Genomic DNA, 9,935 nt, shown 5'->3' with positions numbered 1-9,935 from the left:
CGGAGGCCCGTCACTCACCCGAAGCGGCCGGAGATGTAGTCCTCCGTCGCCCTCTCCTTCGGGTTGTTGAAGATGCGCGTCGTGTCGTCGATCTCGATGAGGCGGCCGGGCTTGCCCTGGGCCTCCAGGTTGAAGAAGGCCGTCCGGTCCGAGACGCGGGCCGCCTGCTGCATGTTGTGCGTGACGATCACGATCGTGTACTTCGGCTTCAGCTCGGTGATCAGGTCCTCGATCGCCAGGGTCGAGATGGGGTCCAGGGCCGAGCAGGGCTCGTCCATCAGGAGGACCTGGGGCTCCACGGCGATGGCGCGGGCGATGCACAGGCGCTGCTGCTGACCACCGGACAGGCCGGCGCCCGGCTTGTCCAGACGGTCCTTGACCTCGTTCCACAGGTTCGCGCCGCGCAGGGAGCGCTCCACGACCTCGTCGAGCTTCTTCTTGTTCTTGACGCCGTTGAGGCGCAGCCCGGCGGCGACGTTGTCGCGGATGGTCATGGTGGGGAACGGGTTGGGCCGCTGGAAGACCATGCCCACGGTGCGGCGGACGCCGACGGGGTCCACGCCGGAGGCGTAGAGGTCCTGGCCGTCCAGCAGCACCTGGCCCTCGACCCGGCCGCCGGGGATCACCTCGTGCATGCGGTTGAGGGTGCGCAGCACGGTGGACTTGCCGCAGCCGGACGAGCCGATGAAGGCGGTCACCGATCGCGGCTCGATGGTCATCGAGACGCCCTGCACCGCCTGGAACTTGCCGTAGAAGATGCTGAGGTTCTCGACGTCGATGCGCTTGGCCATGTCAGTTCGCTTTCTGGGTGGGTCAGCTCTTGACCGCGCCGAAGCGCGCGATGACGCGGCCCAGCAGGTTGAGCAGGAGGACGAGCAGGATCAGGGTGAGCGCCGCGGCCCAGACACGGTCATGGGCGGCGTCGAGGGTGAGGAACTGACGCTCCTCGTTGATCATCGTGGGCAGGGTGGCCATGTTGCCGCCGAAGAGGTCCCAGTGGATGTTCTTGGTGTAGGGACCGAGGATCAGCAGCGGGGCCGTCTCGCCCATGACGCGAGCCAGGCCGAGCAGGACGCCGGTCACGATGCCGGACAGGGCGGTCGGCAGCACGACCGAGGCGATCGTCTTCCACTTCGGCACGCCGAGGGCGTATGACGCCTCCCGCAGCTCGTTGGGGACCAGCTTGAGCATCTCCTCGGTGGAGCGCACGATCGTCGGGATCATGAGCAGCACCAGGGACAGCGACACCGCGAAGCCGACCCGGTTGAAGCCCATCACCGTCACCCACAGGGCATAGACGAACAGGGCCGCGACGATGGACGGCACCCCGGTGAGGATGTCGACCATGAAGCTGACGGCGCGGGCCAGCTTGCCGCGGCCGTATTCCACGAGGTAGATCGCGGTGAAGATGCCGATCGGCACCGAGATCGCCGCGGTGACCAGGCCCTGCAGCAGGGTGCCCATGATGGCGTGGTAGGCGCCGCCGCCCTCGCGGCGTACGGAGATGCCGCGCTGGGAGTTGGTCCACCAGGTGCTGGTGAGCAGGTTGTCGAGGCCGTTGGACAGGACCTCGTATAGGATCCACGCGAGCGGGGCCAGGGCGACCAGGAAGGCCAGCCACATGATGATCCGGGCCAGCTGGTCCTTGGCCTTGCGGCCCCCGGAGGCCTTGTCGAGGTGGGTCGACTCGTTGGCGGTGACGGCGGTGCTCATTCGGTGAAGGCCTTCCGACGCTCGATCACGACGCGCGCGATCGCGTTCACGACGAACGTGAGGATGAACAGGACCAGACCGGCCGCGATGAAGGCGCCGGCCTTCTGCGGGGAGTCGAACTCCGAGGCGTTGTTGGCGATGCGGGACGCGAAGGTCTCGCCACCGTTGAAGATCGAGGGGTTGAACGGCGTGCCCACCGCGAGCGTGCTCAGGATCATCATCACCGCGACGGTCTCACCGAGCGCACGGCCGAGGGCCAGCATCGCCGCGGAGATGACGCCGGGCCGGCCGTAGGGCAGCACGGCCGTCTTGATCATCTCCCACTTGGTGGCGCCCAGGGCGAGGGCGCCCTCCTTGTGAGGGGCCGGCGTCTGGGCGAACACCTCGCGCGACAGCGAGGTGACGATCGGCAGGATCATGATGGCGAGCACGAGGCTGATGACGAAGATCGTGGCCGTGATGCTGGTCTCCCAGAACAGGGGGAACCAGCCGAGCCACTGCTGCAGCTTCTGCTGGAGCGGGTCGATGAAGGGCGTGAACTGGGCGACGCCCCACAGGCCGTAGACGATCGAGGGCACGGCAGCCAGCAGGTCGATCAGCTGCGCGGCCGGCTTGCGCAGCCAGGCCGGGGCGTACTGCGTGATGAACAGCGCCACGCAGACGCCGAGGGGGACGGCGATGCCCATGGCCAGGATCGAGCTGAGGACCGTCGTCCAGAGCAGGTCCGCGATGCCGAAGCGGGGGTTGTCGCCCGAGACGTTCCACTCGCGCGAGGTGAGGAAGTTGGCCTCGTTGTTGGCGAGGGCGGGGATGGCCTGCCAGAGCAGGAAGACGCCGACGAGGGTGACCAGGGCGATGACGAGGACGCCCGCACCGGTGGCGGCGCCACCGAAGAGCCGGTCACCGAGGCGGCCGGTCGAGGCCTGGTCGCCGAGCAGAGGCGGACGACCGTCATCGTCTGGCAAGGAGTCGACGGCGGAGACGCCGGTCACGGAGGACACGAGTGCTACCTAACTGTCCGAGGTGCTACGAGGGGGAGCCCGGCCGGGACGACGTCCCGGACAGGCGGAGAGCCGGGTGACCCAGGGAGGACCCTGGGTCACCCGGCTCCGTCAGATCACTTGAGGGCGTCGATGGCGGTCGAGACCTTGCCCTGCACCTCGGTGGGCAGCGGGGCGAAGCCGATCTGCTCGAAGGACTTCTGCACGTCCGCGGACGACATGTGCTTGAGGAAGGCCTTGACGTTCTTGCCCTTCTCGGCGTCGGCGTTCTTGGAGCAGACGATCTCGTAGGTCACGAGGACGATCGGGTAGGCCCCGGCCTCCTTGGTGGCGTAGTCGAGCTTGAGCGCGAGGTTGTTGCCCTCGCCGGCGACCTTGGCGGCGGCCACGGCCTTGCCGGCGGACTCGCCCGTCAGCTCGACGGGGCCCGCGCCGGTGTCGACCTTGGCGATGCCCAGCTTGTTGTCCTTGGCGTAGGACCACTCGGCGTAGGTGATGCCACCCTCGGTGGAGGCGACGGCGCCTGCGACACCGGCGGACTTCTCCTTGCCCTCACCCTTGCCGGTCCACTTCTTGCCGGGCTCGGCGGTCCACTTGGCAGGGGCGGCGGCCTGGAGGTACTTCGTGAAGTTCTCCGTGGTGCCCGACTCGTCCGAGCGGAAGAAGACCTTGATGTCCTTGTCCGGGAGCGAGGCGCCGGAGTTGAGCTTGGCGATCGCCGGGTCGTTCCACTTGGTGATCTTGCCGTTGAAGATGTCGGCCATCACGTCGGCGTTGAGGACGAGGCCCTCGACACCCTTGAGGTTGTAGCCGACCGCGATGGGGCCGGTGACCATGGGGAGGTTCCAGGCGGGGGAGGCGCAGGCCTTGTCGGCCTCGGCCTGCTCGATCTTGCCGTCCTTCTCCTTGGTCTTGAGCGAGGAGTCGGAGCCGGCGAAGTCGGCCTGCTTGGCGATGAACTGCTTGATGCCGGCGCCGGAGCCCGTCGCGTTGTAGTTGACGGTCGTGCCGGAGCACTTCTCCTGGTAGCTGTTGGCGGCCTCCTCGAAGGCGGCCTTCTGCGCGGAGGAACCCTCGGCGTTCAGGGTGCCCTTGCCGCAGTCGGCGTCGCCACCGGAGGCGGCGGACAACGAGGACGCACCAGAGGAGGAGGCGCCGCTCGAGGAGCCGGAGGAGGTGTTGTTGTCGGAACCGCACGCGGTCAGCGCGAGAGCACCAGCCAGGGCGATCGTCGACAGACCGGCAAGACGCTGAGTCTTCACGTTAGAAGTACCTTCCACAGCAGGAGATGTTGATCGGGCGCAGGTGCGCCATCGATGCCAAGGTAGGGACGCAGGGTGGCCAGGTGGTCTGGCCCAGTTGAACGACGCGTGAACGCCGGACGTCTACCGCGCGGATCTCGTCGCACCCTTGCCGTGGATGCGCCCGAATGAGCTAAGCAGCCCTCTCGCGCTCGACACTCGCTGTGACCGAGATCATGCGATCGCGAGAGGGTCAGGGCAGGTGACGCTCGGCGGCGACGATCCTGGCGTCCTCACCCGTGCCGGTCACGTGGCAGACCACCAGCTCACCCTTGGCCATGCCGAGGTCCGCCGCCTCGAGCAGGGTGCTCACGACCGCCTCGCCCTCCGGCTGGTCGACCGAGCCGAGCACCGAGAGCTCCTCCAGCAGAAGCGGCAGGACCGGCCCGTGGGAGCACAGGGCGGCGGGCACGCCGCGCTGCAGCGCCTTGCGCAGGTGCTTGACCGCGCGGTCCGGGTCCTCGACGAAGGCCTCCTCGGTGAGCCCGTCCTTCGTCTTGAGCTCCAGCCCGGCCGAGGCGGCGTATGGCGCCAGCGTGTCCACGCACCGCGTCGAGGACGAGGTCACCAGGCGGCTCACGCCGAAGGCTCCGAGCATGGGCACGATCGCCTCGGCGCGGCGCTCGCCCCTGGCGTCGAGCGGTCGGAGGCGGTCGTCCTGGCGCCACTGGTTGCGGGGGCGGGCCTTGGCGTGGCGGACCAGGACCAGCGGCCAGGTCGTGAGGGCACCCTGGGCGGCATACCGCACCATGGCGCGGAGCTGCTCGCGGTCGCGGGCGTAGTCGAGCCGCGCCATCGCGTCCGAGACGGGCAGCCAGGCCACCTCGTCGATCTCGTTGAGCAGCTCGCCGGAGCCGCCGACGACCTCGGCGGCCCAGTAGCGCACCTGCTTGCGGGCCACCTCGCCCTTGCGGTCGACGAAGGAGTAGGACGACAGGGGGAGGGGCCGGCCGAGCCGCACCCGCAGGCCGGTCTCCTCCTCGACCTCGCGGACGGCGGCCGAGGGCCAGTCCTCGCCCGCGTCGAGCTTGCCCTTGGCCCACGCCCAGTCGTCGTAGGCAGGTCGGTGCACCATCGCCACCTCGAGGGTGCCGCGTCGTCGCCGCCAGGGGACGGCGCCGGCCGCGGCGATGAACGGCGCGTCGGCGCTCGCGGCCCCGGACGCGCGCCCTCCCGCACCCGCTCCCGGTGCCTGGACTGTCATCGCGCTCCTCGCTCGTGCTCGCTGGTGTGGTGCTGGCCCAGGTCAGACCCGGGTGCGCTTGCGCCGCTGCTTGAGGTGCATCTCGATGAGCGCCGCCTGGTGGTCGAGCAGGGGCTGACCGTCCTCGCCGCGGTGGTGGCGCACCCAGCGGTCGTCCTGCAGGGTCCAGCTCGAGGTCGTGTCGGCCATGCCCTGCGCCATGAGCTCCTCGAGCTGCTTGACGTGCTCGGGACGGGTGATGCGCATCAGCGACTCCACGCGGCGGTCGAGGTTGCGGTGCATCATGTCCGCGCTGCCGATGTAGACGGCCGGGTCACCGTCGTTGCCGAAGATGAAGATCCGCGAGTGCTCCAGGAACCGCCCGAGGATCGAGCGGACGCGGATGGTGTCCGACAGGCCGGGCACGCCGGGCCGCAGCGCGCAGATGCCGCGCACGAGGACGTCGACCTGCACGCCGGCCTGCGAGGCGCGGTAGAGCGCGTCGATGATCGCCTCGTCGACGATGGAGTTGGCCTTGAGGGCGACGCGGGCGGGTCTGCCGGCGCGGGCGAGCTCGGCCTCGTGCTCGATGAGCTCGATCAGCCCGGAGCGCAGCGACCGGGGAGCCACGAGCAGGCGCTTGAACTTGCTGCGCGGCGCCCAGCCCGAGAGCTGGTTGAACAGGCGCGTGAGGTCCTCGCCGACCTGCGGGTCGCAGGTGAGGACGCCGAGGTCCTCGTAGAGGCGGGCGGTCTTGGGGTTGTAGTTGCCCGTCCCCACGTGGCAGTAGCGGCGCAGGCCGTCCGGCTCCTGCCGCACGACCAGCGACAGCTTGGCGTGGGTCTTGAGCCCGACGATGCCGTAGACGACGTGGACGCCGTAGTGCTCGAGGCGGCGGGCCCAGGCGATGTTGTTGGACTCGTCGAAGCGCGCCTTGATCTCGACCACGGCGACGACCTGCTTGCCCGCCTCGGCGGCGGCGATGAGGGCGTCGATGATCGGGGAGTCGCCCGAGGTGCGATAGAGCGTCTGCTTGATCGCCAGCACCTTGGGGTCGGCCGCCGCCTGCTCGAGGAAGGCCTGCACCGAGGTGCTGAAGGAGTTGTAGGGGTGGTGCAGCATGATGTCCTTGCGCCGGATGGCACCGAACACGTCGCCGGCCTCGGAGCGCTCGCGAGGTGCCAGGTCCGGGTGGGTGCGCGCACGGAAGGCGGGGTAGTGCAGCGAGGTGCGCTGCAGGTCGGCCACCGTGTTGAGGCTGCGCAGGTCCAGCGGGTTGGGCAGGCGGTAGACCTCGTGCTGCTCGACGCCGAGCTCGCGGACCAGGAGCTCCAGGACGTGCGCGTCCATGCCCTCCTCGACCTCCAGGCGCACCGGGGGGCCGAAGCGGCGGCGGGTGAGCTCCTTCTCAAGGGCCTTGAGGAGGTTCTCGGCGTCGTCCTCCTCGACCTCCAGGTCCTCGTTGCGGGTGACGCGGAACAGGAAGTGCTCCTGCACCTGCATGCCGGGAAAGAGCAGGTCGAGGTGCGCCGCGATGATGTCCTCGAGAGGCACGAACCGCACGTGGTAGAGGTCGACCTCCCCGGACGCGGACACCTGCTGCAGGCGGGGGAGCAGGTCGGGAACCTTGATGCGGGCGAAGTGCTCGGCCTGCGTGCGGGGGTTGGTCAGCGTCACCGCGAGGTTGAGGGACAGCCCCGAGATGTAGGGGAAGGGGTGCGCCGGGTCCACGGCGAGCGGCGTGAGGACGGGGAAGATCTCGCTGCGGTAGACCGCGGAGAGGTGCGTCTGCTCGTCCTCGGTCAGCTCGTGCCAGCGCACGATGCGGATGCCGTTGCTCTCGAGCTCGGGCTCGACCTGGTCGCGCAGCAGGCCGTGCGCCCGCAGCATCAGCTCGTGGGCGACCCGGCTGATCTCGTCCTGCAGCTCGTCGGGCTCGAGGCCCGAGGCCGACCGGATCGCCAGCCCGGTCGCGATGCGCCGCTTGAGGCCCGCGACGCGCACCATGAAGAACTCGTCCAGGTTGCTGGCGAAGATCGCCAGGAAGCGGGCCCGCTCGAGCAGCGGCACGTCCGGGTCGGCGGCCAGCTGCAGCACGCGCTCGTTGAACTGCAGCCAGGACAGCTCGCGGTCCAGGAAGCGGTCGTCAGGGAGCTCGTCGGTGGGCTCCTGCGCGCCGGCGGCGACCCGCACGAACCGGCCGTCGGAGGACCGAGGTCGCGCCGGCGCCGTGCGGTTGGGGTCGTCGTCGGGGCCGACGACGGGGGATGGGGACGCCTGCGGCGCCTCGGCGGTGGTGGTCGAAGCGGTCGCGTCGTCAGCCTGCATGGCGTCATCGTTGCACTCCCCGCAGGGGCGGCGCGAGTACTGCACGTCCGTGGACACCGTCGTGAAGCCCTGACGGGTGTACGTCGCCATGGCCGGGGCGTTGTCCGCCTCGACGTACAGCACAACCCGCTCGAGCCCGCGGTCGCGCAGGTGGTCCAGACCCAGCCGGGTGACCAGGGCGCCGAGCCCGCGACCCTGGTATGCCGGGTCCACCCCCACGACGTAGACCTCCCCGGTGCCGGGGCCGGCGTCCTCGGGGTCGACCTTGGTCCAGTGGAAGGCCGCCAGCCTCGGCTCGGGCCTCGAGACGTCCTCCACCAGGATGAGGCCCTGCGGCTCGAACCATCGGCTCGTCATCCGCTCCCGCAGCCCGGTCAGGTCCAGCGACCCCTGCTCGGGGTGGTGGGCGAAGGCCGCCGCGTTGACGGCGAGCACGGCCTCCTCGTCCCCGGGGTGGAACGTGCGCACGGCGAACCCGTCGGGCACGACCACGGGGGACCGCTCGCTGTCGCGCGGCTCGAGCGGGCGCCCGAGCTTGCGCAGGTCTCGGACGGGGGCGAGGCCTCGCGAGCGCAGCAAGGCCCGCGCTGCCGGAAGGTCCCCGTGCGCCCAGACCGCGACCTCTCGCCCTGCGGGCAGGACGGCGTCCAGCAGCGCCCCGCCGATCCCGCGTCCTCGGGCGGCGGGCGCGACGACCAGCTCGATGGCGTGCGGCGGGCCCCCGGCATACCCGACGATCTCCCCGTGGACCGTCGCCAGGACGTGCTCGCCGGGTCGCGCCAGGTCGAGCCGGGCCTGCTCCGACAGCGGCCCGACGCCGTCCGCCTCCGTCGCCGCGGAGACGACGTCCGCCACGGCCTCGACCTCGGCGGGGGACAGCTCGCTGCGGGCTTCGACGCTCATGCAGCACATTGGACCACGGACCGGTGACATGCCGGCCGGACGACGGTAGAGGACCGCGGAGGACGGTCGGAGCCCTACCTCGTGGACGCCCCGGCGTCGGTCCTGCCGGCGCCCGCCGTGGAGTCGGGACCGGAGCCGGCCGGGTGCTCCTGGGCAGCGGCGACCGGGGGACGGACCTCGTCGAACCGGTAGCCGACGTTGCGGACCGTGCCGATGACCGCGTCGTGTTCGGGGCCGAGCTTGGCCCGCAGGCGGCGCACGTGGACGTCGACCGTCCGGGTGCCGCCGAAGTAGTCGTACCCCCACACCTCCTGCAGCAGCTGGGCCCGGGTGAACACCCGCCCCGGGTGCTGCGCGAGGTGCTTGAGGAGCTCGAACTCCTTGTAGGTCAGGTCGAGCACCCGCTCGCCGAGCCGGGCGGTGTAGGCGCCCTCGTCGATGGTCAGGGCGCCGGAGGTGATGGCGCGGTCCGTGGGCTCGGCGGTGTCCGTGCGTCGGCTGCTGACGAGCCGCAGGCGGGCCTCGAGCTCGGCCGGGCCGGTGGTGTCCAGCAGGATGTCGTCGAGGCCCCACTCGGCGTTGACGGCGACCAGGCCACCCTCGGTCAGCACGGCGAGCAGGGGCGCCTCGATGCCGGTGGCCCGCAGGACCCGGCACAGCGACTTGGCGACCGCGAGCTCGCGCCGGGCGTCGACCAGCACGGCGTCGGCGCGTGGTGCGTCGATGAGCGCCGCGGGCTCCGCGGGCAGCACCCGGACGTGGTGGGCCAGCAGGCCGAGCGCAGGCAGCACCTCCGCGCTCGCGGTGAGCGCGTTGGTGAGCAGGAGCAGCTGAGCCATCGCCGGTCAGCGTAGGCGCTGCGGCGTCGATCGCGGCGGATGCGACCATGGGGCGAGAACACGCCGACCTGGAGGGACTGCGATGGACCAGCTGACCGACCGCGCCACGACGACGCCGGGGCCCCAGGTGCGGCTGCGCTACTGGGCCGGCGCCCGGGCCGCGGCCGGGGTCGAGGAGGACCTGGTCCGTGCGTCGTCCGTGCGTGAGGCGCTGGACGCCGCGGCCCTCCTGCGGCCAGGGCTCGTTGCCGTGATCCCCGCCTGCAGCGTCCTCGTCGACGGCCGAGCAGTGCAGCGGGACGCGCCCCTGGCCGGGGCGACGCTCGTCGAGGTGCTTCCGCCCTTTGCGGGCGGCTGATGCGAGGATGCAGACGTGCCCGCACCTGAGCCCTCGACGCCCCGCCCTGCCGACGGCAGCGACGCGCAGCGTGTGACGGAGCCGCGCACCGAACCCCTGACGGTGGAGCCGCGGGGCCTGCGCGAGCACGCCGGCGCGGTCCGGCACGACCTGACGCAGCGCGCTCGCCGCCGCCTCGAGATCGTCCGCCCCACCACGGTCCGCCAGCTGCCACCGCGCACCCCCGTGACCCTGACGGTGGTCGCCTTCGCCACGCTGCTCGTGGTCGCGGTGGCGGCCCGGGGTGCGGCGACCGCCGTGACCGTGGCG

9 protein-coding genes are annotated in these 9,935 nt (G+C 70.9%); 2 read left to right on the top strand and 7 right to left on the bottom strand.

All coding sequences use genetic code 11. The features are described from left to right. Positions 1–14: 14 nt before the first annotated feature. The 7 genes from pstB to B4K29_RS12645 form a co-directional block, all read right to left on the bottom strand. Complete coding sequence (gene pstB, locus B4K29_RS12680) at positions 15–791, bottom strand: phosphate ABC transporter ATP-binding protein PstB (protein ID WP_286967559.1); 777 nt, start codon at positions 789–791, stop codon at positions 15–17. Between the two features lie 22 nt (positions 792–813). Beyond that, a complete protein-coding gene (pstA, locus tag B4K29_RS12675; RefSeq protein WP_019286944.1) occupies positions 814–1,713 on the bottom strand; it encodes a phosphate ABC transporter permease PstA in 900 nt (299 codons plus the stop codon). Beyond that, positions 1,710–2,714 carry a phosphate ABC transporter permease subunit PstC gene (gene pstC / locus B4K29_RS12670; protein ID WP_286967557.1) on the bottom strand — a complete coding sequence of 335 codons (1,005 nt, stop codon included), beginning with the start codon at positions 2,712–2,714 and terminating at the stop codon, positions 1,710–1,712. The genes pstA and pstC overlap by 4 nt, the downstream gene beginning before the upstream one ends. A gap of 116 nt (positions 2,715–2,830) precedes the next feature. Further along, positions 2,831–3,976, bottom strand: coding sequence for a phosphate ABC transporter substrate-binding protein PstS (pstS, locus tag B4K29_RS12665; protein ID WP_286967555.1), 1,146 nt, complete (start codon positions 3,974–3,976; stop codon positions 2,831–2,833). A gap of 232 nt (positions 3,977–4,208) precedes the next feature. Further along, entirely contained in the window at positions 4,209–5,219 is a 1,011-nt protein-coding gene (locus B4K29_RS12660) for an NUDIX hydrolase (protein ID WP_286967553.1), read from the bottom strand. Between the two features lie 42 nt (positions 5,220–5,261). After that, the gene (locus B4K29_RS12655) at positions 5,262–8,429 is read right to left on the bottom strand and encodes an RNA degradosome polyphosphate kinase (RefSeq protein WP_376786880.1); all 3,168 of its coding nucleotides are present in this window, start codon (positions 8,427–8,429) and stop codon (positions 5,262–5,264) included. Positions 8,430–8,503: 74 nt separating this feature from the next. Continuing rightward, positions 8,504–9,268, bottom strand: coding sequence for a winged helix-turn-helix transcriptional regulator (locus tag B4K29_RS12645; RefSeq protein WP_029211047.1), 765 nt, complete (start codon positions 9,266–9,268; stop codon positions 8,504–8,506). Between the two features lie 82 nt (positions 9,269–9,350). Between B4K29_RS12645 and B4K29_RS12640 the strand changes: the two genes are divergently transcribed. Together B4K29_RS12640 and B4K29_RS12635 are read left to right on the top strand one after the other, a co-directional pair. Then, on the top strand, positions 9,351–9,626 hold the full coding sequence (locus B4K29_RS12640; RefSeq protein ID WP_019286951.1) for a MoaD/ThiS family protein: 276 nt from the start codon (positions 9,351–9,353) through the stop codon (positions 9,624–9,626). 15 nt (positions 9,627–9,641) lie between these two features. Beyond that, on the top strand, positions 9,642–9,935 hold a 294-nt coding region (locus B4K29_RS12635; RefSeq protein ID WP_286967551.1), incomplete at its 3' end, for a hypothetical protein.

The organism is Arsenicicoccus sp. UBA6765 (genome assembly GCF_002453335.1).
Taxonomy (GTDB): domain Bacteria; phylum Actinomycetota; class Actinomycetes; order Actinomycetales; family Dermatophilaceae; genus Arsenicicoccus; species Arsenicicoccus bolidensis.
This window is presented reverse-complemented; position numbering and strand designations above follow the sequence as displayed.